Origin of the sequence: Bacillus sp. G16 (assembly GCF_021282335.1) — a bacterium.
Taxonomy (GTDB): Bacteria; Bacillota; Bacilli; order Bacillales; family Bacillaceae; genus Bacillus; species Bacillus inaquosorum.
Window position 1 is genome coordinate 70,238 of the sequence record NZ_JAJSOZ010000010.1, and the last position, 22,867, is coordinate 93,104.

Here is a 22,867-nt window from a genome sequence, read left to right on the forward strand (position 1 = left end):
GTTGATAACAGTAAAAAATATTCGCAAAGCGTTTAAAGATCTCGTCGTGCTCGACGGAATCGATCTAGAGGTGAAACGCGGAGAAGTAGTGGCGATCATCGGTCCGTCCGGTTCTGGAAAATCAACGCTTCTCCGGTGCTTGAATTTACTAGAGCGTCCGGATCAAGGCCTCATTGAAATAGGGGAAGCCAAGCTGAACGCGGAAAAGTTTACACGCAAGGAAGCACACCGTCTTCGCCAGCAAACGGCCATGGTCTTTCAAAACTACAATCTGTTTAAAAATAAAACCGCTCTGCAAAACATTACAGAAGCTTTAATCGTGGCTCAACACAAATCACGTGATGAAGCAAAACGCATTGGAATGGATATTCTGAAACAAGTCGGTCTAGAGCATAAAGCTGACAGCTATCCGATCACAATGTCCGGCGGCCAGCAGCAGCGAATCGGCATCGCGCGGGCACTTGCGGTCAATCCGCATGCGATTTTGCTGGATGAACCGACTTCAGCGCTTGACCCTGAGCTCGTCACAGGGGTGCTTCAGGTTATTAAATCCATCGCGGAAAAACAAACAACGATGATCATCGTGACACACGAAATGGCGTTTGCAAAAGAGGTCGCTGATAAAGTGATATTTATGGCAGATGGCCATATTATCGAGCAGGGAACGCCGGAAGAACTGTTTGACCATCCGAAAAATGAGCGGACGAAACGATTTATCAAGCAGGTGGGAGAGCCTGCAGAGCTTATATAAGAAGGGGAGAAGAACAATGGCCGACAAAACGTTTCAAACCCGTTTAATCAATATGCGGCGTGATCTTCATGAACATCCTGAACTGTCATTTCAAGAGGTTGAAACGACGAAAAAAATCCGCCGCTGGCTTGAGGAAGAGCATATCGAGATTCTTGACGTTCCTCAATTGGAAACAGGCGTGATCGCGGAAATCAAAGGACAGGAAGACGGCCCCGTGATAGCAATACGAGCGGACATTGATGCGCTCCCGATCCAAGAACAAACGAATCTGCCGTTTGCATCAAAGATTGACGGCACGATGCATGCGTGCGGACACGATTTTCATACCGCTTCCATTATTGGCACGGCCATTTTGCTGAATCAAAGAAAAGCCGATCTGAAAGGTACTGTCCGCTTTATCTTTCAGCCAGCGGAAGAAATAGCCGCAGGAGCAAGAAAGGTAATAGAAGCTGGCGTACTTGATGACGTTTCTGTCATTTTCGGCATGCACAATAAGCCGGATCTGCCTGTCGGGACCATAGGTGTAAAAGACGGTCCGCTCATGGCAAGTGTTGACCGATTTGAGATCGTCGTCAAAGGGAAAGGCGGACACGCCGGCATCCCGAATAACAGTATTGATCCAATCGCTGCAGCCGGACAAATCATCAGCGGCCTGCAATCTGTGGTCAGCCGCAACATCAGCTCATTGCAAAACGCGGTCGTCAGTATTACAAGAGTTCAGGCGGGCACTTCGTGGAATGTGATTCCAGACCAGGCCGAAATGGAGGGCACCGTTCGAACCTTTCAAAAAGAAGCGAGACAGGCTGTTCCGGAGCATATGAAACGAGTGGCTGAAGGAATTGCCGCGGGCTATGGGGCAGAGGCAGAATTCAAGTGGTTTCCTTATTTGCCTTCCGTTCAGAATGACGGCACATTTTTGAACGCGGCATCTGAAGCTGCGGTACGGCTTGGCTACCAAACCGTTCATGCTGAGCAGTCTCCAGGCGGAGAAGACTTCGCTCTGTATCAAGAAAAGATCCCGGGATTTTTTGTCTGGATGGGAACGAACGGTACAGAGGAGTGGCATCATCCGGCCTTTACATTGGATGAAGAAGCCCTGACGGTTGCCTCTCAATATTTTGCTGAGCTGTCTGTTATTGTACTGGAGAGCATCAAATGAGCAGACAAGGGCTGACAGCAGGGCTTGCAGAGGCTGTGAGAACGTCACAGCCTGAGCATTCAATTGACGCGATGCGTGAAGCAAAAAAAGGATTACTCGACTTTACAGCCGCTTCATTCGCAGGAAGAAAAGATAAAGGAATTCAAAAGCTCCTCCGCCTGATTGAGGATGAAGGAGGAACGCCCCTTGTCCCTATTATCGGGCAAGGAAAAAAGGCCGCGCCATTACAATCCGCGATGCTCAATGGATTTATCGCCCATGCATTGGATTTTGATGATGTCCATTCCGATGTAAGAGGGCATCCAAGTGCAGTGATCGTGCCGGCTCTTATGGCTTCTGCCGCTCGCGGACATGACGAGCGGCTTCTTGGCGCTTATATTGTCGGTGTTGAAGTGATGGCAAGGCTGGGCGAATCAATTGGGAGCCGCCACTATGAAAAGGGCTGGCATAATACAGGAACGCTTGGCGCGATCGCTGCTGCCTGCGCCGCAGGTTACGCAGAGGAACTGACTCAAGAAGAGCTGGAAAAAGCCATTGGTTTTGCAGCTACGCAATCTGCCGGGATGAGGGCGCAATTTGGAACAGAAATGAAACCGCTGCACGCCGGGCTGGCAGCTCAGGCTGGCGTGCTAGCCGTTAAGCTGGCCCAATCAGAATTTGGCGGGTCCCGCACTGCACTTGATGGAGAAGCTGGTTTCTTCGGTCTGTACGGCGATTTGGAAAAAGCACAAAACACTTTGCTAAACCGTTGGGGCGCACCATGGAGAATCGTGAAGCCGGGTCTATGGTTTAAAATTTATCCATTTTGCTCCGCGGCACACCATGCCGCAGATGCGATACGCAAACTTGTCTCCGAGCAAGCCATTTCTGCCGCCAATACCGAGCGGGTTGAAGTGATTTTTCCGCCAGGCGGAGATGCTGCATTAACGGAAAGATCGCCGAAAACTGGAGAGGAAGGCCGTTTCAGCGTTGAATATGTCATTGCCCTTGCTTTGCATGGACATGAGCTGACCGCTGAGCATTTCAACAGCCAGCCGATCCCAAGCGGCATTCAATCGACAATAGAACATATTCAGCGAGTGTATGACAATGCCATTCAGCCGGCTCCTCATGCCGTTCCAAAAGGCCGTTTCACAATTATCCGGGCCTATTTATCAGACGGCCGCATATACGAAGCGCGTGTGGACTGTCCAAAAGGAGCTCCCGGCAATGAGCTGTCTGAAGAAGACATAAAAGAAAAATTGACATTAACGGTTCCGTATGAAAAAGCGCGAGACATCATAACAGCAGTTGAGCAAGCAGATATAAAAGAATTTTTGGCGCATATTGAATAAGATTCAGCTCTATTAACCATTTTCAGATGATATGATAAAACCAATCATACGTTTGAAAAAGGAGAAACCATGACGGTAAATGACGCGGTTGTATTCATTTTGGCTGCCTTTTTACTATGGGGAGCGGCGGATTATTGTTTAGGGAACAGATGGGGGCTTGGCGAGCGGTTTGCGGACGGCTTCAAGGCCATGGGTCCGCTGGCGCTGTCCATGATCGGAATTGTGTCGCTGGCACCCGTACTGGCGGCCATCCTGATTCCCATCGTCTCTCCGGTTTACACAGCGATTGGCGCCGATCCTTCATCCTTTGCGAATACCATCTTGGCGATTGATATGGGAGGATATGCGCTCGCTGGAGAAATGGCGAAAGATCCACAGGCCGGGCTGTTTTCATGGGTGTTTTTAGGAACGATGATGGGGCCGGCCATCGTCTTCACGATTCCCGTCGCGCTAGGCATCATCGAAAAAGAGGATCACCCGTACTTTGCAAAAGGAATATTAATCGGGCTGTGTACAGTGCCGATCGGTTGCTTCATCGGCGGATTATGCGCAGGCTTTGACATCGTCATGATAGGTAAAAACCTCCTGATTCCGAGTCTTTTGTCTGCTTTGATCGCTTTTGGGTTATGGCGGTACACCAACAGCATCATTCGTTTATTTCATCTTTTCGGAAAGGCTGTCAGTGTGATTGCGATTATCGGGCTTGCAGCTGTCTCCGTTGAAACGCTAACCGGCATTGTGCTGATACCAGGAATGGAGAACATCGAAACAGGGATACAAACAACAGGCACCATCGCAATTGCCTTGGCAGGAGCTTTTCCGATGACGGCCTTTATCACAAAAGCCTTTAAAAAGCCGCTTCAGGCACTGGGGAGATGCTTTCATTTAGATGAGACAGCAACAGCAGGCTTGGTGACCTCATTGGCTCATCATATTCCAATGCTGGCCTCATTAAAAGATATGACGCCGAGAGGAAAGGTCATCAATGTCGCGTTTGCGGTTAGCGCAGCCTTTGTGCTTGGCAGCCATCTCGGTTTTGTGGCCGGAATGAAAAAAGAAATGGCGGCTGCTATGATCGTTGGAAAAGTAGCTGGCGGAATCACAGCTGCGGCAGCGGCTGCCTGGATGACGCCCGCACAATCAGCTGATCAGCAAAAACATGTCTCAGCCGGACATGCTGAGACATAAGCTGTTTCAACTTTGTCCAATCGGGAATGTTACAGTAAGGATTCTGTGAAAGAGGGTTGGACACATGGCCGTGAAAGACCAGTACATGTCAAAAATCAAACAGGAAACCAAGCCTTGGATCAAGCGATTCGGGAGGCTTGGTTATTTTGCATTTGGCGGCGTTTTTATCCTGCTCGGGATTTTAGCATGTATGACGGCTGCCGGGGCGGGCGGCGCGAAAGATTCGAGCGGAGCGCTCCAAACATTATCACACATGCCGTATGGGTCATTCTTGCTTTTTTTAATCGGTGTCGGTCTTATTGGTTATGTGATCTGGATGGTGCTGAGTGCGCTCAAGGACACGGAGGGCCACGGAACAAGCAGGCGCGGCCTGTCGCGGAGAACGGGAAACTTTTTCAGCGCCGCCGTTTACGCATCCATTGCTTGGAAAGCCTTGCGCTTTGTATTTGGCCGAGGGGACGGGAGCACTTCAGAGCAGACGTGGTCCGCTTATGTATTGGCGCAGCCGTTCGGCCAATGGCTCACAGGGCTTACGGGAGCAGGTTTTATCCTCTTTGCGATTGTTCAATTTATAAAAGGTGTGCGGGCTGCTTTTATGAAAGAATTTGATACGTCAAAAATGAACAAACACATGATATGCATTGCAAAAAACACCGGACGCGCAGGCAATATCGCCCGTGCCATTATTTTCTCGGCTATCGGCTATTTTCTTATCAAGACAGCCATGACCGCTGACCCTGACGACACAAGAGGCTTTGACGGCGCGCTCGCCGAACTCGCGCAGCAGCCGCATGGCAAAATGATTCTATCTTTTTTGGCGTTTGGACTGATCCTATATGGACTGTACGCTATTATGAAAGGGATTTATCAGCATATGACATGGGAGAAGTAAGCTCTGGGCGCAGATTCGCGTGCAGAGCATTTTTCAGTTTCTGAGAAATCGGTGGATGAAAGCCGGCGCCAGCCTGTATAATAAAAGCAAATCGAAAGCAGTTTCATCATGAACTGATCCACAGGGAGGTGCGGAATGGATCGGGAAAAACAACAATTAAGCATAGAAGCGGCAAGGCTTTACTATCAGTCTGACTACAGTCAGCAGCAAATTGCTGAGCAGCTCAACATTTCAAGGCCGACCGTTTCCCGGCTGCTGCAATATGCAAAAGCAAAAGGATTTGTCCAGATTCGCGTCATGGATCCTTTTGAGGATTTGGATGCGCTCGGTTCCATGCTTGAAGAGAAATATGGGCTTCTCGAGGCGCATGTTGTGTTTTCTCCGACACCCGATTATGCAGGAATTACACATGACCTCAGCCGCTATGGTGCAGAATATATGCATGAAACGGTAAAAGACGGCGACATTGTCGGTGTCAGCTGGGGAACCACCATGTATCAAATCGCGCAAAACATGCAGCCGAAGCAGGTAAAAGGCGTCGAGGTCGTCCAGCTGAAAGGCGGCATCAGCCATTCCCGGGTAAACACGTATTCCGCTGAAACAATTCAGCTGTTTGCGGAGGCTTTTCAAACGATGCCGCGCTATCTTCCGCTTCCCGTCGTGTTTGATAATGCGGATGTGAAGCGAATGGTGGAGAAAGACCGTCATATTGAGCGGATCATCGAGATGGGTAAGCAGGCGAATATCGCTCTCTTCACGGTGGGCACAGTCCGTGACGAAGCGCTGTTATTCCGGCTCGGTTATTTTAATGAAGAAGAGAAAGCCCTGCTGAAAAAACAGGCTGTCGGGGATATCTGTTCACGCTTTTTTGATGCGAAAGGGAACATTTGCAGCGCCGCCATCAATGACCGGACCATCGGCGTCGAGCTTGAAGATCTCAGACTGAAGGAACGCTCCATTTTAGTGGCCGGCGGGAGCAGAAAAGTGACCTCCATACACGGTGCGTTAACGGGGAAATATGCCAACGTTTTAATCATTGACCAGCATACCGCAAGGGCGCTTGTTAATGTTTTGTGACACGTTCAAACCGTTTGCTGAACAAAATTTCAATTACCAATTTACATATGTTCAAAAGTCGGTTATGCTAAAAAATATCTTAACAAAAAAGGAAGTGTGCGAAGGATGTCATTAGCTAACATAATTGATCATACAGCTTTGAAACCGCATACACAAAAAGCGGAAATTCTAACATTAATCGAAGAAGCAAAAACATACAAGTTTGCTTCTGTATGTGTAAATCCCACATGGGTGCAGCTTGCTGCAAAAGAGCTTGAGGGAACAGGAGTTGACGTTTGTACGGTCATCGGCTTCCCGCTCGGTGCCAACACAACGGAAACAAAAGCGTTCGAAACAAAAGACGCGATTTCAAAAGGTGCCACTGAAGTGGACATGGTCATTAACATTGCCGCTTTGAAAGACAAAGAAGATAATGTTGTTGAAGCGGATATCCGCGGTGTAGTGGAAGCTGCAGCCGGAAAAGCGCTTGTCAAAGTCATTATCGAAACGTGCCTTCTGACTGATGAAGAAAAAGAACGTGCATGCCGTTTAGCGGTTTCTGCGGGAGCGGATTTCGTGAAAACATCAACAGGCTTCTCTACAGGCGGCGCAACGAAGGAAGATATCGCTTTAATGCGCAAAACAGTAGGCCCTGATATCGGCGTGAAAGCATCCGGCGGCGTAAGAACGAAAGAAGATGTAGACACAATGGTCGAGGCGGGAGCGAGCCGAATCGGCGCAAGCGCAGGCGTTTCCATTGTAAAAGGAGAAAACGCATCAGGCGGAGACAACTACTAAGAAGCTGACGGAAGGCACATTGCTTTCCGTTGCTTATCTTTCTTTTCTGGGGAAACAGTTATTGTAAGCGAATACAAATAAAGGAGAACACATATGAAGTATTTGATTGGGATTATCGGTTTAATCGTGTTTTTAGGCCTCGCGTGGATCGCGAGCAGCGGGAAAAAAAGAATTAAGATCCGCCCAATTGTTGTTATGCTCATTTTGCAATTTATTCTCGGCTTCATTCTCCTCAATACCGGGGTAGGGAATTTCCTCGTTGGAGGATTTGCAAAAGGATTCAATTACCTGCTTGAATACGCGGCAGAAGGAATCAACTTTGTATTTGGCGGTTTGGTGAATGCAGACCAAACGACATTCTTTATGAATGTTCTCTTGCCAATCGTGTTTATTTCCGCTCTGATCGGGATTCTGCAAAAATGGAAGGTCCTCCCGTTTATTATTAAATATATCGGCCTTGCCCTCAGCAAGGTAAACGGAATGGGAAGACTGGAATCGTATAATGCAGTCGCTTCTGCTATTTTAGGGCAGTCGGAAGTATTTATCTCCTTGAAGAAAGAACTCGGTCTTTTAAATCAGCAGCGCTTGTACACGCTTTGTGCTTCTGCGATGTCAACCGTATCAATGTCAATCGTCGGCGCGTATATGACGATGCTGAAACCGGAATATGTTGTAACGGCGTTAGTCTTGAACTTATTTGGCGGTTTCATTATCGCTTCTATTATTAATCCTTACGATGTTGCTAAAGAAGAGGATGTGCTTCGTGTTGAAGAAGAAGAAAAACAATCCTTCTTCGAAGTGCTCGGAGAATACATCCTTGACGGATTTAAAGTAGCGGTTGTCGTCGCTGCGATGCTGATCGGATTTGTCGCGATTATTGCCTTGATTAACGGTATTTTTAACGCAGTATTCGGTATTTCCTTCCAAGGCCTTCTTGGATATGTGTTTGCTCCATTCGCTTTTCTTGTCGGTATCCCATGGAATGAAGCTGTTAATGCGGGAAGCATTATGGCAACAAAAATGGTATCCAATGAATTTGTCGCCATGACGTCGCTAACGCAAAACGGCTTCGACTTCAGCGGCCGTACGACAGCGATCGTATCCGTGTTCCTTGTGTCATTTGCGAACTTCTCTTCAATCGGAATCATTTCCGGTGCCGTAAAAGGACTGAATGAAAAGCAAGGAAATGTCGTTGCTCGCTTCGGCTTGAAATTATTATACGGCGCTACGCTTGTCAGCTTTTTATCAGCGGCAATTGTGGGCTTGATTTACTGAACTTAATCGAAAAGGATCGGTGAACATAATGAGAATGGTAGATATCATCATCAAAAAACAGAACGGTAAAGAACTCACCACAGAAGAAATTCAATTTTTCGTGAACGGCTATACGGATGGAAGCATTCCTGATTATCAGGCAAGCGCGCTTGCCATGGCGATTTTCTTCCAGGATATGAGTGACCGTGAACGTGCGGACTTGACGATGGCTATGGTGAATTCCGGTGAAACGATTGATCTTTCTGCCATTGAAGGAATTAAGGTCGACAAACACTCTACCGGCGGCGTCGGCGACACGACAACACTCGTTCTCGCCCCGCTTGTTGCGGCTCTTGACGTGCCCGTTGCCAAAATGTCCGGCCGCGGCCTCGGACATACGGGCGGGACGATTGATAAATTAGAGGCGATCGACGGCTTTCACGTGGAACTGACGAAGGATGAATTTATTAAGCTCGTGAACCGTGACAAGGTCGCTGTCATCGGCCAAAGCGGCAACTTGACGCCGGCTGATAAAAAACTGTACGCGCTTCGTGATGTAACGGGAACGGTCAATTCCATCCCGCTGATCGCAAGCTCGATTATGAGCAAAAAAATTGCTGCCGGGGCGGATGCGATCGTGCTTGACGTAAAAACGGGAGCGGGCGCCTTCATGAAAACGGAAGAAGACGCGGCTGAACTCGCCAAAGCGATGGTGCGCATCGGAAATAATGTCGGCCGCCAAACAATGGCTGTTATTTCTGATATGTCCCAGCCGCTCGGCTTTGCGATCGGAAATGCTCTTGAAGTCAAAGAAGCGATTGACACACTCAAAGGCGAGGGACCTGAGGATCTTCATGAGCTTGTCTTAACGCTCGGAAGCCAAATGGTTGTGCTTGCGAAAAAAGCCAATACTTTGGACGAGGCGAGAGCGAAGCTGGAAGAAGTCATGAAAAACGGCAAGGCACTTGAGAAATTCAAGGACTTCCTGAAAAACCAAGGCGGCGACAGCTCGATTGTTGACGATCCGGCTAAGCTTCCGCAAGCTGCATATCAAATTGATGTGCCTGCCAAAGAAGCGGGTGTCGTCTCCGAGATTGTCGCGGACGAAATCGGCGTCGCAGCGATGCTGTTAGGGGCCGGACGCGCCACAAAAGAAGACGAAATCGATTTAGCCGTCGGCATCATGCTCCGCAAAAAGGTCGGCGACAAGGTAGAAAAAGGCGAACCGCTCGTGACGCTTTATGCCAACCGCGAAAACGTCGATGAAGTCATCGCGAAAGTCTATGACAACATCCGCATCGCAGCGGAAGCGAAGGCGCCGAAGCTGATTCATACGTTAATTACAGAATAAAAATAACAGCACATCCCATCCTGATTGGGGTGTGCTGTTTTAATTAAAGGATATGATCGATCGGATATTCCTCTTGGCTGATTTTTTTTGTTTTCTCAAACTTTCTTTTGAAATAGAAGATGAGATAGCAAAGGATGATACAAGGGATTCCGCAGAATAGTGCGATTCTTTGATTGGGATCAAAAGCAAGACCGATACAAGAAGCTGAGCATAATAAAAGAGCGGCTATAGGCATCAGAGGATAAAGCGGTGTGCGAAATGTCAGATCTTTTACATTTCCCCCTTTTTTAATAAATCTCTTGCGAAACAAGAGTTGGGACAGCGCAATGCTCATCCAGACCACAACTCCTGCAAATCCAGCAATCGCTACCATCACCACATATACAGTTCCAGGCGCCACGATACTGGAAACGAGAGATAAACAGGATACGGCCATACTGATCATTAAGGCATTTAAGGGAATGCCTTTAGATGTGACTTTCTTAAAACGGGAGCTGATCATGTTTTCATTTGCTAACGACCACATCATACGGGTTGAAGCATATAGGCCTGAATTGGCGACGGACAGCAAGGCTGTTAATATCACGAAATTCATAATATCTGCGGCGTAAGGGATTCCGATCTCTGCAAATACGGCTACAAACGGACTTTCAATCACGCCTGCTTCCTTCCACGAAATCAGCCCGGATAAGACGAACACAGCGCCAATGAAAAAAATGACTGTCCTCCATGCGACATTACGGATGGATCGCGGAATATCCTTTTGAGGATTTGCTGATTCTCCTGCTGTGACTCCGATTAATTCTGTTCCGGAAAAGGCAAAGCTCACAGATATCATGGCGATAAATACGGCGAGAAAGCCATTTGGAAACAATCCTCCATGATCTGTGAAATTTGACAACATAGGAGCATCAGCCGTCCCGTTTAAAGAGATCAGGCCAAACATGGCGGCTCCTCCTAAAATGATAAATAAAATGATGGTGACAATCTTCACGCTGGAAAACCAAAATTCGGTTTCCGCAAATAACTTGACTGAAAATGCGTTGCATACGAAAAGAAGAGCTGCAAAAACCGCGCTCCACATCCATACGCTGCTGTCAGGAAACCAGCGCTGCATGAGAATACCGGAAGCGGTAAACTCAGAACCTACCGTTACCACCCAATTTACCCAGTACATGATGCCGACCATAAAACCGGTAGATGGCCCGATGAATGTTGTGGCGTATTTTTGAAAGGAACCGGTCACCGGCATGGCGACCGACAATTCACCGAGACATTGCATGACGAGGTACATCATCAACCCGCCGATTAAATAAGCGAGTATCGTACCGCCGGGTCCGGCTTGGTTTAGCGTATAACCCGTGCTGAGGAAAAGCCCTGTCCCTATGACGCCTCCCAATGAGATCATAAATAAGTGCCTGCTTTTCATCGTGCGTTTTAGCTGTTGACCGCTGTTCTCCTGAAGATTCACCGTCTCGCCCTCCTTTTAGCTGCCGTTCATTAGGCAGATGAGTTTCTCGTGCCCAAAATACAACCTGCCAGAAGATCACTAGAATTGGGAGCGTTTCATTCCTTTTAATGCGTGTAACAGAACATGAGCTGCGGCTCTGCTTGTCATATCCCGAAAGTCGAGGGTAGGATCAACTTCAACGATTTCAATCCCGGCAACATTGGATTGCTGTGCGATGTAATTGACTGCTTCGAGCAATTCATCTGTATAGAGGCCGCCCGGGCCAATCGCTGGACAGCCGGGTGCATGGGACTGGTCTAAGACATCCATATCAACGGAAATAAAAATGGAGTCTGCTTTTGTTTGAACGGCAGGAAGAATCTCTTTTATCGTCGGGATTAATCCTTTTTCACGAATCATGCCCATCGTGTGAATGTTCACGTTATGTTTTTTTACATATGTTTCATATGCCAGGCTGTTGCTGAATTCTCTGATCCCCAGCTGAATCAAATGTTGGCCTTCAATAATTTTCTCATCCAAAAGGCGGCGGAAGGGAGTGCCGTTTGTCGGCCCCCCGTCCTCCGTATTCCGAACATCGTGATGGGCATCAAATTGAATCACTGCTGTCGTTCCTTTCGTTTGCGTGATCGCTTTTATGGTGGAGTAGCTGATCGAGTTATCTCCCCCTAGTATGAGCGGCACCCAATCTGGATGATCCGACAGCAGAGCATGCATGGTATAGAAGATTTGCTGATGTGACTTTACAATATCAGTTACGTGAATATCGATATCCCCCAGGTCGTAAAGAAAATCTGATACGACATGTCCGCCAAGCTCAGCAGAATAGGCCGATGAATGTTTCAGTGCCTGGCGGATTGTTCCGGGGGCAAAGGAAGCGCCGGAATGACTGATGGAGGATTTTGATAGGGGGACACCTATCAATGCCGGCCCCTTAATGCCTTGGCCGTCCCATTTTGCTATCAGATCGCCCATTTTTGTTACATCCCGGTCTTTAAACGAAGAACCTGCCTCTCTGAGAAAAGGGTATTTATCCAAGAATGGCTCCCTCCCTGTTGACTACAATTGTTCCGTTTTTCATGACTTGATGTACATGATTGACGCCGTAGTGATACGGAATATACATATAATTCGAGGCTTGCCAAATGACAAGATCAGCTGATCGGCCGGCTTTAAGCTGACCGGCTTCTTCTCCTTTTCCTATGGCATGTGCGGCATTGACTGTGACCGCATGCCATATTTCTTCTGCAGTCATTTTCAGATGAAGTGCGGCAATGGACATGATCAGCTGGATATTTTCAGTCGGCGAGCTGCCAGGATTAAAGTCCGTTGCCAAGCTGACACATACACCCTCATCAATCATGTCTCTTGCCCTGGCGTATGTGCTTTTGCCAAGATAAAATGTCGTGCCCGGCAAGAGGACGGCGATCGTTCCAGACTCAGCTAATTTCTTTATGCCTTCGTCTGAGGCGCCTACCAAATGGTCGGCTGAGACAGCCTTTAGCTCTCCCGCTAATTCAGCTCCTCCAAGCGGATCGATTTCATCTGCGTGTATTTTTAACCCGAAGCCAGCCTCAGCCGCTTTTCTTAAATAGCGGCGGGATTGACTGATGGTAAAAACGCCTGTTTCTGTAAAAATATCTGCATAGCTGGCGAGCTCATTCTCTTTGATTTCCGGCAAAAGGTTAAGCATTTGATCCAGAAATTCATCGGGATTGTTTTGATATTCGGGAGGGATCGCATGGGCTCCCATAAACGTGGAGACAAGGTCAACAGGCTGGCTTTCATGCAGTTTTTTTGCGACACGCAATTGCTTCAGCTCTGTTTCTTTTTCCAAGCCATAGCCGCTTTTTACTTCAGCCGTGGTCGTGCCGTAGGATAGCATTCTTTGCAGATGAAAATGGCCTTTTTGCAGCAAATCTTCCTCTGAAGCCGCCCTGGTGTGTTTGACAGTAGACAGAATCCCGCCGCCCTGCGCGAGAATATCTAAATAAGAGATGCCCTGAAGTTTTAGATTCATCTCTTTTTCCCGAGATCCGCCAAATACAAGATGGGTATGCGGATCAACGAGACCTGGCGTTACAAGCCGTCCCGAGCAATCAATGATTTCGTCTGCCTCGTAACCGGCTTCAGCCCCTTTTTTTCCGGCGAACACAATTTTCTGTTCATGGATGCCGACAACAGCGTCTTCGATCACATGAAGATCCTGCATGCTGTTGCCTGCACGGGGGCCGCTGCTTTCCATCGTTAAAAGCTGACCGATGTTAGTGAGAATCGTATCAATTTGTTTCGGCATGTCATCACTCCTTTATTTTTGCATCGGCACGATAATGTCTTGTTTTTTCGCTACTTCAACTGCACGTTCATAACCCGCATCGGCATGGCGGATAATGCCCATCCCCGGGTCGCTCGTTAAGACCCTGGCGAGCCGCTCGTCAGCCAGTTCACTTCCATCGGCAACTGCAACCATACCGGCATGCAGGGAATAGCCCATTCCGACGCCGCCGCCATGGTGGAAGGAAACCCAGCTTGCACCTGCGGCCGTGTTGACAAGCGCATTGAGCACAGCCCAATCGCCGACAGCGTCACTTCCATCCTTCATCGCTTCTGTTTCCCGGTTTGGAGAGGCGACAGACCCGCAGTCTAAATGATCTCTTCCGATAACGACAGGCGCTTTTAGCTCCCCGTTTCTGACCAACTCGTTAATGGCAAGGCCCATTTTTTTCCGTTCTCCATATCCAAGCCAGCAAATACGGGACGGCAAGCCTTGGAACGTGACTTTTTCCTGTGCCATATCGATCCAGCGGTGAAGGGCTTTATTGGCTGGGAACAGTTCTTTTAATAACGCATCCGTACGGTAAATATCTGCCGGATCACCGGAAAGCGCCGCCCAGCGGAACGGTCCTTTTCCTTCACAGAATAAAGGGCGGATGTAGGCAGGGACAAACCCCGGAAAATCGAAGGCATTCTCCAGGCCTTCGTCTTTTGCGACTTGCCGTATATTGTTGCCATAGTCAAATACAACAGAGCCCTTTTGTTGAAATGCCAGCATGGCTTCCACGTGTTTTTTCATGCTTTGCTTCGCAAGGCGTACGTAAAGGTCTGGATTGTCTTGGCGCAAACGATCAGCTTCCTCAAGTGAATAGCCCTCGGGAACATAACCGATTAATGGGTCATGGGCGGACGTCTGATCCGTCACAATATCGATTTTGACGCCTCGGTTCAAAAGTGTGTGGTGAACCTCAGCCGCGTTTCCGAGAAGAGCAATGGATAGAGGTTTTCCTGCCAGCTTTGCCTCTTCAGCCCACGTTAAGGCTTCCTCAATCGAAGCTGTTTTTCGATCGCAGTATTTTGTTTCGATCCGCTTGTCGATACGTTTCTCATCAACCTCGACGGCAATGACGACCCCTTCATTCATCGTGACAGACAACGGCTGGGCGCCTCCCATTCCGCCGAGCCCGGCTGTCAGCGTCAATGTTCCTTTTAAGCTTCCTCCGAAGTGCTGTCTCGCAAGCTCAGCGAAAGTTTCATAGGTTCCTTGCAATATGCCCTGTGAGCCAATGTAAATCCAGCTGCCTGCCGTCATCTGTCCGTACATCATTAACCCTTTTTTCTCAAGCTCGTGGAAATGCTCCCAGTTCGCCCACTTCGGAACAAGAACAGAATTTGCTAAAAGCACGCGCGGTGCCTGCGGGTGAGTACGGAACATGCCAACGGGCTTACCGGATTGCACGAGCAATGTCTCGTCATTTTTCAGTGTTTTCAAAGAATGCTCAATGGCGTGAAAAGCGTCCCAATCCCGTGCGGCTTTGCCAATCCCGCCATATACGATGAGGTCCTCCGGCTTCTCGGCGACTTCCGGATCAAGGTTGTTTCGAAGCATTCGAAGCACCGCCTCTTGTTCCCATCCTAAGCATTCAAGCTCTGTTCCCTTGTTGGCACGGATTGATTTTTTTACATTACTCATATGTTCATCCCCCTCAGTTCTTCATTCTGATAATCAGGTAATAAAGATTCCTTCTTGAGCCAGTCAGTCAAGCGCTCAATGTCATAGGAAAAAACACGGTCCTGCTGAATGGACGGCACGACTTTTCTCATTTCTTGAAAAAGCTGTTTGGTATAGGACGCTGCATGTTCTATGCCTCTGTATTCAACCGCCTGCAATGCGCAAATCGCCTCGATCGCAATGACTCTTCTTGTATTCGCGATCACCTGATAAGCATGCCGCGCAGCGATGGTTCCCATGCTGACATGGTCTTCTTGGTTGGCGGATGACGGAATAGAATCCACACTCGCAGGATGGGCCAGTGTTTTATTTTCAGAAACGAGTGAGGCCGCGGCATACTGCATGATCATTGCACCGGATTGCAGACCGGGATGAGGGCTTAGGAACGGCGGCAGGTCATTCAGCTGCGGATTCACAAGGCGTTCGATCCTGCGTTCTGCGATATTCGCAAGCTCTGAAATTGCGATTTTTAGAAAATCCATGGCAAAGGCGATCGGCTGTCCGTGAAAGTTTCCGCCGGAAATGACTTTGTCACCATCATTGAAAATGAGAGGGTTGTCCGTAGCTGCATTCATTTCAATTTCTAATTTTTCTTTGACATAGCCTAATGTCTGCCAAGTCGCACCGTGTACTTGCGGAATACAGCGCAATGAATACGCATCCTGGACCCGCAGTTCTCCTTGAGAGGTAGTCAGGCCGCTGTCAGACAGATAGAAGCGAATTCGTTCTGCGACATCGATCTGCTCCTGATAGCCGCGGGCTGCGTGAATATCCTCGTCAAACGCATCTATAATTCCTCGCAGCCCTTCAATCGTTAAGCTGGCAATGCGTTCGGTTTGATAGGCTAGTTTTTCTGCTTCAATGTATGCGACCACACCCATAGCAGTCATGGCCTGTGTCCCGTTAATCAAGGCAAGCCCTTCCTTGGATGTCAGTGTTACCGGCTGAATACCGGCTTTTTTCAAGCCCGTCATTGCCGGCATTCTCTTCCCCTCAAAAAAGACTTCTCCTTGCCCGATCAGCGCAAGCGCCAGATGGGAAAGCGGCGCCAGATCCCCGCTTGCGCCAAGTGATCCCTGCTGTGGAATGACAGGATGGACGCGTTTATTTAAAAAGGCAAGCAATTGTTCAATCAGCTCCGCACGTACACCGGAAAAACCTTTTAACAGCGCATTGGCGCGCAAAAGCAGCATGGCCCGAGAAACACACTCAGGAAAAGGATCGCCGACACCGCAGGCATGTGAAAGGATTAAATTCAGCTGCAGCGCCGCCGAGTCTTCTTTCTGAATCAGGACATCGCTGAATTTGCCAAATCCGGTGGTGATGCCGTATATTGTCTTTTCATCGTGTACAATCCGTTCCACTGCCGCTCTGCTTTTTTTCACGCGCTCCATACTTTCCTCGGAAGCCGCTGCCTCTTCAAAATCAAACAGCACACGAGCAACGTCGACTGTTGTCAATGAAGAACCGTCTAAAGTCACCATAAGCCCAACTCCTTTGTCTTTACTTTGATAAAGCGCCCATACAAAAAGGGGCTATGCTGTGAACATCTGTTTTCACGCATAGCCCCCTATCGTCTATGATCTATGGGCTGTTTCATATGTGATTGATTCCAACGCCGAATGTCTCATGCTCAAGACCTTTAATCGGCGCCCCGATTGTTCCGTAAAGCGAGACAGCAATCCAATCGCCCTCCGCTTCACTTTCATAAGGATTTCCCCTCAAAACGGCAAACCTCAGGCCAACCGTCCGAAGCAGCGATCCAAGCAGCATTTCACCTCTGGTCACGCCATGCAAAGCCTCCATCGTCGCATGATAAAGCGCATGTGACTCGCGATAGCCCTCAGATTGAATGACACCGCTCTTTTTGGAAGCGGTTTCAATTGCGGCTACTACTTTATGCGCGTCCATTGATCCTACCTTGCCGAGACAGACCTTCCAGCCATCTCGCTCCAGCTCCCCGACCTGTGTGCTTTCTTCCGCTTCATTCAGCAGCAGAAGAACAGACAGCCGGCCGATCCGGCGCTCTTTGTGCAGTGTCATATGAATCACTCAATTCCTAAAAATTCTGATAACTATTAACTGAGTATTATATTAATTGGTTCAGCAGCAGAAGTCAAAAGGTTTTTTACAGTCTTTAACAAGTTAGATTGCTATTGTAATAGCGTGACAGAGAAAGCAGGACGGGTTTTCTTTCAGCACATTGCACACAGTAGCCAGACAGGAGTGCGGGCGGCGGCTGTCGTACTCTAGATATAAATTTCAATAGAAGAGGAGCGAATTCCAGTGAAGAGCTTAAATTGGGGAATCATCGGTCTTGGCGCAATTGCATCAGATTTCGCCAAAGCGCTGATAGAAGTAAATGGAACAGTCTATGCTGCAGGGTCACGAAGCTTGGATAAAGCCAAGGCGTTCGCCAAGGAGAATCATGTCGAAAAAGCATACGGCAGCTATGAAGAACTGCTGCAAGATGAGAATGTCGATATTGTCTACATTGCCACTCCGCATTCAAACCACTATGAATATATGATGAAAAGCCTTCAGTATCACAAGCATGTTCTTTGTGAGAAGGCGATTACCGTCAATGCGAGGCAGCTAAAGGAGATCATAGACATAGCCAAAGAAAAACAGCTTATTGTGTCTGAAGCGATGACCATCTACCATATGCCGCTTTATAAAAAACTCCGTGAGATCGTAAAGGAGGGTCGCATTGGGCCTCTTAAAATGGTTCAAGTCTCCTTCGGAACGCGCAAACCATACGACGTCACTAACCGATTCTTTAATAAAGAACTGGCTGGCGGCGCACTGTTAGACACGGGAGCCTATGCGCTCGCTTTCGCAAGGTATTTTCTCACGAGCCAGCCGAATGAGATCCTCAGCACGGCCAAGCCGGCTGACACAGGTGTAGACGAGCAGTCAGGCATCATCTTAAAAAACGCCGACAACGAAATGGCTGTCATATCGCTGACAATGAGGGTGAAAATGCCAAAAAGAGGCGTAGTTGCTGGAGAAAAGGGCTTTATCACAGTCGACGACTTTACAAGGCCGGACAAAGCCGTCATTACGTACGCACATGGAAAAACAGAGTTGATTGAAGAAGGAGAAACGGCAAAAGGGTTGAACTATGAAGTAGAGGATATGCAAGCAGCAGTCCTGCACCAAACAAGCAGCCAGACCATCAGTCTCTCCCTGGATGTCATGAGCATCATGGACAATGTTAGAGTACAGTGGGGCATTACCTACCCGTTTGAATATGAAAACATCCGGCCTTCATAGCGGGCCGGTGTTTCTTCATATCAATGTTTTTATACATATTACATTTTAGGGATGAGTGAAGAATTAAATATGAACATCCGTTTATTGTATTTATGTTTCTAAATGTCATTTTGAAATACAGAGATTTTTCTTGGGAACCTTCCATAAGTATAAATCGTACCTAAATTATGAACCTTTATACAAAGTAACGAAAAAACTGCAGCTGAAAATTTTGTTGAAGTGAAAAAGGCATTGCATAGTACGTGGATCTTTTCACATTTAATATCTAGGTTAAGGTTGATCGTTAGAAAAACTTGTTTCGTTCAGTTGAAAAAGAGGAGGTGAGGGTTTATGTCAAGGAAATTACTTGGGAAAATAATGATGGTTCTTGGTGCAATTGCTATGGCAATAAATGTGATGTTTTTTAAATCGGGTGAGTATTATGATGTGGTACGTGGAGCATCTTTTGTGATGTTTATACTGGGCATTATTTTGGTTCCTACTTACTCAAAATCCCAGAAAGACTAATATCGTCGTACGAAACTAGCACTAAGAGGTATTTATGACCCCTGTGCTTTTTTCTTATTAATTGACATATTTTTAAATTATAGTTATTATTTGTTAATATAGTGCAAGGTATTCTTTAATGGATTTTTATGATTGATAGCGATTAAGGTAAAACTAAATTTATGCTTAAAGAGGCTGGAGACATGAAAATTACTATACCACCTATAAACTTAGGACGACTGATTTTCTTAAATAGAATTGAAAAGGGAATGACTCAAGATCAGCTTTCAAAATCTATTTGCTCTGTTCCCTATTTAAGCAAGTTGGAAAATAATAAGATTAACCCAAGTGAGGATATTCTCTATCACTTATTAAAAAGACTTGATATTGAAATTGAGAACGTACAAAACGAGTACAAGGAACTGATCTACGTTCTTGAACAGTGGTATGAGTCTATTATTATCAAAGATAACCATCTTATTGATTATTATAAAAAGAAAGCGAGAAATTATCAGAAGAAAAAACTGCCACCAGATCTTTCTAATTTTGTTCAGTTGTTAGAGATCAGATGTGCTTTATATGTCAAAGATATAGACATTGCTTCGAAATATATAATGAATTTACGAAAAGTTGAAAAAAATATGTCGACTATGGTATGGAACTATTTCACATATTTTAAAGGAATTTTTTATTGCATGAAGTCTAATTACTTTAGGGCGAAAAGCTTATTTTTAGAGGCCGAACAGGGATTTATATCAGAAAAAGCCGAACAAATTCCCGAGCTTTATTACCATCTAGCTTTTGTCAATAGCCAGCTTCATGATATCTCGATGGCTAATTATTATGCAGAAAATGCAAAGCATTTGTTTACCCAGCAATTAAAATATAACCGTATTATTGAATGTGATTTAATTATCGGAATTAATCTGACAAGACAAGAACGACACATTGAGGCAAGAGAAAAATTTGAAACAATTATTAATATGTGCAAATTAAACAAATGTCATCATTTGTGTGCGAAAGGTTTACACAACTTAGCATACCTTGAATCACAAATTGGAAACAATCGAGATGCTATTAAACTATATGAAGAAAGCCTTTTATTTAAAGAGGAGAATGAAAATTCCTATTTAAATACACTGCTCCATCTATCAGAGGAACATCTGAAGCTTAATGAAAAAGAAAAAGCCTATAAAATTTATAATAAAGTTATTATGTATTATTCTACATATAATCTATCAAAAGAATACTACTATAAGGCAAAAGTAGAAAAACTAAAATTTGATGGAAAAATCAAAGAACTGATTACACTCCTTGAAGAAGAAGTCATTCCCTATTTTGAAGAGATAAATAATATTATCTATTTGAGCAAAATTCTTTATGTTACAGCTGACATGTTTGAAAAAGAAAGAAAGTATAAAAAAAGCAGTGAATATTATCAAAAAGCTTATAGATTGTTGTCCTTGAAGAAAGGGGTGATATAGATGGGTTTTAAGAGAAATTGTCTACAGGCTGTCTTAACTAGAGGTATTTTCACAGGTGCGGAAATTCTAGTATTAAATGAGGTAATTAGTGACTATTCTAAATTATTGGTAGATCATCCAGACCCAAACTAATTACATCTCATTGGTAAAGGTTATTTAAACCAGTCTAATTATTTTATTTTGATTTAACATTGCTTTAAAGTGAGAAAAATATGTATGACTTATATATTAGAATTAAAGGGAGGACTTTCATATTTGTTTGAATTCATCATTATTACTGCAGCCTTTATTTTAACCATTGGAGCAGCAATAGTCCTTTATTTTAAGAAGATAAACAATAATCCTTTTATTGCGATAGACTATGCAAAAAAAAGGAGAGAGAAGAAAGATGTTTCTCTGATCATTACAAGAAATCAAACTGAGTTGGTCTCTATTAATCCTGACATTACCATGCCTTTAGCCAGTACAGTGAAAATAATAGTGGCAATCGAATTTGCGAGGCAGGCAAGTAAAAACATAATTGATGTAAATACCTCCATACCTAATGAACAGCTTCTTAAGTATTATCTAGAGGGAACTGATGGAGGAGCACACAAGCTATGGATCAATAAGTTTAATAATAAGCCTTCCTATACTCTTAAAGAGATTGCTATCGGTATGATAGCCTTCAGTTCAAATGCCAATACAGAGTTTCTTATGGACTATTTAGGTTTGAATACCATTAATAAAGTGCCAGAAACTTTAAATCTTAGTCATCATACAATGATATTTCCAATCGTATCTTCTTTGTATATACCTTCCTATATTAGCCAAAAAGAACAGATTAAAAAGAAGGATCAGTTATTAAAACGTTTGACCGAGATGCCTGAAAAAGAATACATAGATTATTCTCTTACCATTCATCAGCATCTTAAAAATAAGGAAAAGCATGAATATATGGAAAAAGTTTATCTTGAATATGAGTTCCAGAAAATCTGGTCTGAGCGCTTGCCGGCAGGATCAGCATCTGATTATCTTAAGGTAATGAGAATGATCAATTGTAGGGAACAATTCAATCAGGACATGCAAACTCATTTAGAAAAACTGCTAGGCTATGCTCTGTTTTCTAATGAAAACAATAGGAAATGGATAGAGAGAGGCGGCTTTAAAGGAGGTTCCACTTTATTTATATTCACTTATGCTTCTTTTTCAACAGATAAGGATGGAAATCAGACAGAGCTTGTTTTCTTCTCTAATAATCTAAATGCATTTACAGCCAAACAATTACAGCTTAATTTTAATCAATTTGTCCTTAACACTTTAAAAGACGAATCTTTTAGAAAAAAACTAGTAAACTAATATCCGAAAGCATAATATATTTCTATCATGCCAGATTAATAGAAAATGGGGGTTTTAAGACTTGATGTCAGAGAAACCCTCATTTTTTTTCAATTTTTTACTTTTAAGACACGATATTCGGTGTCTATTCCTAGCGATCAATCCATATATTGTGTGATTGAATTTTCCAAAAGGACTCCCAAGATTTTCTCGCAGCCTGAACATAATATGTTTCTATTATGCTTTATTCACAGTCAATTTTTTTAGAAAGCTGCTCGGAAATTCAGAAAAGAAAGGCTAAAATCATATGAGTTTTATCAATACCATATTTTCCTATTAATGATAGAATAAGATATATAATATATGAATGAAAGAAGGTAGCCGTTTGTCTTGAAAAAAGTTATGTTTCTTGTTCCTATACTGCTATCCGGTATACTTATATTCCACTTCATGATTGTTATCTTAAATGTCATGCCAATGAATCCAATCTCCAACAAATATAAGAAAGAAATCAGTGAATATATGGAACCTATATTCGTTCAAAACTGGCACCTGTTTGCTCCAGATCCGGTTTCACATAATGAAATCATTCAAGTTAAGGTCGGATTTGAGAGAGAGAGTAAATCTGATTGGATTGATATTACTACTCCCATGATTGAAGAAATGCATAAAAATTACTTTAGTCCTCTGAACAGAATGGCCCGGATTTCTAGTGGAATTATTTCAGAACTCACTTCAGAAGATGATTTAGTCATCGATTACCGAAAAAAGTTGGAAGAATCCGAGAGAGAGAAAGGAAAAATTAAGAAGTTAGATAAGCAACGAGACGAAAAGTTTCAGCAGAATGAGGCAATACTCTATCGCTTCGGTAGTTCGTATGCAAAATACCTGTTTCCTGATAAAAGAATAGCTAACATTGAACTGCGAATTTTAAGGCAGAAGAACACGCCTTTTTCGAAGCGTGACAACAGAGTGGAAAATCCTTGGTATGTGGTAAAGCAATTTAAAGAGAAAGAAATTATTGAAAATGTAGTACCGACTTTATAA

20 protein-coding genes are annotated in these 22,867 nt (G+C 45.2%); 14 read left to right on the forward strand and 6 right to left on the reverse strand.

Annotated elements, in window-relative coordinates; all coding sequences use genetic code 11:
* Position 1: 1 nt before the first annotated feature.
* The 9 genes from LWH95_RS14190 (at position 2) to LWH95_RS14230 (ending at position 9,783) form a co-directional block, all read left to right on the forward strand.
* Complete coding sequence (locus LWH95_RS14190; RefSeq protein WP_019259931.1) at positions 2-751, forward strand: amino acid ABC transporter ATP-binding protein; 750 nt, start codon at positions 2-4, stop codon at positions 749-751.
* A gap of 16 nt (positions 752-767) precedes the next feature.
* Positions 768-1,910, forward strand: coding sequence for an N-acetyl-sulfur-metabolite deacetylase SndB (gene sndB, locus LWH95_RS14195; RefSeq protein WP_232919821.1), 1,143 nt, complete (start codon positions 768-770; stop codon positions 1,908-1,910).
* On the forward strand, positions 1,907-3,244 hold the full coding sequence (locus LWH95_RS14200; RefSeq protein ID WP_225515518.1) for an MmgE/PrpD family protein: 1,338 nt from the start codon (positions 1,907-1,909) through the stop codon (positions 3,242-3,244). The genes sndB and LWH95_RS14200 overlap by 4 nt, the downstream gene beginning before the upstream one ends.
* 69 nt (positions 3,245-3,313) lie before the next feature.
* Positions 3,314-4,432, forward strand: coding sequence for an ethanolamine utilization protein EutH (eutH, locus tag LWH95_RS14205; protein WP_232919822.1), 1,119 nt, complete (start codon positions 3,314-3,316; stop codon positions 4,430-4,432).
* Positions 4,433-4,496: 64 nt separating this feature from the next.
* Positions 4,497-5,324 (forward strand): DUF1206 domain-containing protein, encoded by an 828-nt coding sequence (locus LWH95_RS14210; RefSeq protein ID WP_232919823.1) that lies wholly within the window; start codon positions 4,497-4,499, stop codon positions 5,322-5,324.
* 135 nt (positions 5,325-5,459) lie between these two features.
* Positions 5,460-6,401: a DNA-binding transcriptional repressor DeoR gene (deoR, locus tag LWH95_RS14215; RefSeq protein WP_060399869.1), complete on the forward strand. Its 942-nt coding sequence runs from the start codon at positions 5,460-5,462 to the stop codon at positions 6,399-6,401.
* A gap of 105 nt (positions 6,402-6,506) precedes the next feature.
* The gene (gene deoC, locus LWH95_RS14220; protein WP_232919824.1) at positions 6,507-7,178 is read left to right on the forward strand and encodes a deoxyribose-phosphate aldolase; all 672 of its coding nucleotides are present in this window, start codon (positions 6,507-6,509) and stop codon (positions 7,176-7,178) included.
* Between the two features lie 93 nt (positions 7,179-7,271).
* Positions 7,272-8,453: a nucleoside permease NupC gene (nupC, locus tag LWH95_RS14225; protein ID WP_133485378.1), complete on the forward strand. Its 1,182-nt coding sequence runs from the start codon at positions 7,272-7,274 to the stop codon at positions 8,451-8,453.
* Between the two features lie 28 nt (positions 8,454-8,481).
* On the forward strand, positions 8,482-9,783 hold the full coding sequence (locus tag LWH95_RS14230; protein WP_133485380.1) for a pyrimidine-nucleoside phosphorylase: 1,302 nt from the start codon (positions 8,482-8,484) through the stop codon (positions 9,781-9,783).
* Positions 9,784-9,826: 43 nt separating this feature from the next.
* Here LWH95_RS14230 and LWH95_RS14235 read toward each other — a convergent pair whose 3' ends face one another.
* From LWH95_RS14235 to hutP, 6 genes are all read right to left on the reverse strand, one after another.
* Positions 9,827-11,254, reverse strand: coding sequence for an amino acid permease (locus LWH95_RS14235; RefSeq protein ID WP_133485382.1), 1,428 nt, complete (start codon positions 11,252-11,254; stop codon positions 9,827-9,829).
* 78 nt (positions 11,255-11,332) lie between these two features.
* A complete protein-coding gene (gene hutG / locus LWH95_RS14240; RefSeq protein WP_003236314.1) occupies positions 11,333-12,289 on the reverse strand; it encodes a formimidoylglutamase in 957 nt (318 codons plus the stop codon).
* Positions 12,282-13,547 (reverse strand): imidazolonepropionase, encoded by a 1,266-nt coding sequence (gene hutI, locus LWH95_RS14245; RefSeq protein ID WP_232919825.1) that lies wholly within the window; start codon positions 13,545-13,547, stop codon positions 12,282-12,284. The genes hutG and hutI overlap by 8 nt, the downstream gene beginning before the upstream one ends.
* A gap of 12 nt (positions 13,548-13,559) precedes the next feature.
* Positions 13,560-15,218 carry a urocanate hydratase gene (hutU, locus tag LWH95_RS14250; RefSeq protein ID WP_232919826.1) on the reverse strand — a complete coding sequence of 553 codons (1,659 nt, stop codon included), beginning with the start codon at positions 15,216-15,218 and terminating at the stop codon, positions 13,560-13,562.
* Entirely contained in the window at positions 15,215-16,741 is a 1,527-nt protein-coding gene (hutH, locus tag LWH95_RS14255; RefSeq protein WP_232919827.1) for a histidine ammonia-lyase, read from the reverse strand. Before hutH ends, hutU begins: the two co-directional genes overlap by 4 nt.
* Positions 16,742-16,853: 112 nt before the next feature.
* A complete protein-coding gene (gene hutP / locus LWH95_RS14260) occupies positions 16,854-17,300 on the reverse strand; it encodes a hut operon transcriptional regulator HutP (protein WP_003236310.1) in 447 nt (148 codons plus the stop codon).
* A gap of 243 nt (positions 17,301-17,543) precedes the next feature.
* Here hutP and LWH95_RS14265 point away from each other — a divergent pair, with 243 nt between their 5' ends.
* From LWH95_RS14265 to LWH95_RS14285, 5 genes are all read left to right on the forward strand, one after another.
* Complete coding sequence (locus tag LWH95_RS14265) at positions 17,544-18,533, forward strand: Gfo/Idh/MocA family protein (RefSeq protein WP_232919828.1); 990 nt, start codon at positions 17,544-17,546, stop codon at positions 18,531-18,533.
* Positions 18,534-18,863: 330 nt separating this feature from the next.
* Positions 18,864-19,040, forward strand: coding sequence for a hypothetical protein (locus LWH95_RS14270; RefSeq protein ID WP_232919829.1), 177 nt, complete (start codon positions 18,864-18,866; stop codon positions 19,038-19,040).
* 182 nt (positions 19,041-19,222) lie between these two features.
* Positions 19,223-20,503, forward strand: a complete 1,281-nt coding sequence (locus LWH95_RS14275; RefSeq protein ID WP_232919830.1) for a helix-turn-helix domain-containing protein — start codon at positions 19,223-19,225, stop codon at positions 20,501-20,503.
* A 255-nt stretch (positions 20,504-20,758) separates the two neighbouring features.
* Positions 20,759-21,841, forward strand: a complete 1,083-nt coding sequence (locus LWH95_RS14280) for a serine hydrolase (RefSeq protein WP_232919831.1) — start codon at positions 20,759-20,761, stop codon at positions 21,839-21,841.
* Positions 21,842-22,210: 369 nt separating this feature from the next.
* Complete coding sequence (locus LWH95_RS14285) at positions 22,211-22,867, forward strand: DUF5819 family protein (RefSeq protein WP_232919832.1); 657 nt, start codon at positions 22,211-22,213, stop codon at positions 22,865-22,867.

Excerpts from the sequence above, each read along its gene's own strand:
- sndB (WP_232919821.1), top strand. The coding sequence starts at position 768 with ATGGCCGACAAAACGTTTCAAACCCGTTTAATCAATATGCGGCGTGAT.
- LWH95_RS14200 (WP_225515518.1), top strand. The coding sequence starts at position 1,907 with ATGAGCAGACAAGGGCTGACAGCAGGGCTTGCAGAGGCTGTGAGAACG.
- eutH (WP_232919822.1), top strand. The coding sequence starts at position 3,314 with ATGACGGTAAATGACGCGGTTGTATTCATTTTGGCTGCCTTTTTACTA.
- LWH95_RS14210 (WP_232919823.1), top strand. The coding sequence starts at position 4,497 with ATGGCCGTGAAAGACCAGTACATGTCAAAAATCAAACAGGAAACCAAG.
- deoR (WP_060399869.1), top strand. The coding sequence starts at position 5,460 with ATGGATCGGGAAAAACAACAATTAAGCATAGAAGCGGCAAGGCTTTAC.
- deoC (WP_232919824.1), top strand. The coding sequence starts at position 6,507 with ATGTCATTAGCTAACATAATTGATCATACAGCTTTGAAACCGCATACA.
- nupC (WP_133485378.1), top strand. The coding sequence starts at position 7,272 with ATGAAGTATTTGATTGGGATTATCGGTTTAATCGTGTTTTTAGGCCTC.
- LWH95_RS14230 (WP_133485380.1), top strand. The coding sequence starts at position 8,482 with ATGAGAATGGTAGATATCATCATCAAAAAACAGAACGGTAAAGAACTC.
- hutI (WP_232919825.1), bottom strand. The coding sequence starts at position 13,547 with ATGCCGAAACAAATTGATACGATTCTCACTAACATCGGTCAGCTTTTA.
- hutU (WP_232919826.1), bottom strand. The coding sequence starts at position 15,218 with ATGAGTAATGTAAAAAAATCAATCCGTGCCAACAAGGGAACAGAGCTT.
- hutH (WP_232919827.1), bottom strand. The coding sequence starts at position 16,741 with ATGGTGACTTTAGACGGTTCTTCATTGACAACAGTCGACGTTGCTCGT.
- hutP (WP_003236310.1), bottom strand. The coding sequence starts at position 17,300 with ATGACACTGCACAAAGAGCGCCGGATCGGCCGGCTGTCTGTTCTTCTG.
- LWH95_RS14270 (WP_232919829.1), top strand. The coding sequence starts at position 18,864 with ATGTCAAGGAAATTACTTGGGAAAATAATGATGGTTCTTGGTGCAATT.
- LWH95_RS14275 (WP_232919830.1), top strand. The coding sequence starts at position 19,223 with ATGAAAATTACTATACCACCTATAAACTTAGGACGACTGATTTTCTTA.